Raw genomic sequence first — 248 nt, forward strand, 5'->3', positions numbered from 1 at the left:
CGTGGGCCGCGAGCGGTCATCACGCGGCGGGCAACGGCGGCCTGATGAAGGTCGCGGCCTGCAACGCGGCGGGCTTCACGGGCGCGGAACTCGAACGGCAGGCGGTGCTCGTGACGGGCCTCACGCACGCCGACCCCCGCTGCGTCTTCGCGAGCGTGTTCCTCACGGCCTTCGTGGAGGAACTCGGGCAGGAGGGCACGTACCGCGAGGCGGCCGAGCGGGCCCTGCGCCGCGCCGCCGCGCGGGAC

At 75.8% G+C, this 248-nt stretch carries 1 protein-coding gene; it reads left to right on the forward strand.

What is annotated here, in order from left to right:
* Positions 1-248: ADP-ribosylglycohydrolase family protein (locus tag DEIPI_RS28245; RefSeq protein ID WP_045233579.1), on the forward strand; the 248-nt coding region annotated here is incomplete at both ends.

The organism is Deinococcus pimensis DSM 21231 (genome assembly GCF_000519345.1).
GTDB lineage: Bacteria > Deinococcota > Deinococci > Deinococcales > Deinococcaceae > Deinococcus_A > Deinococcus_A pimensis.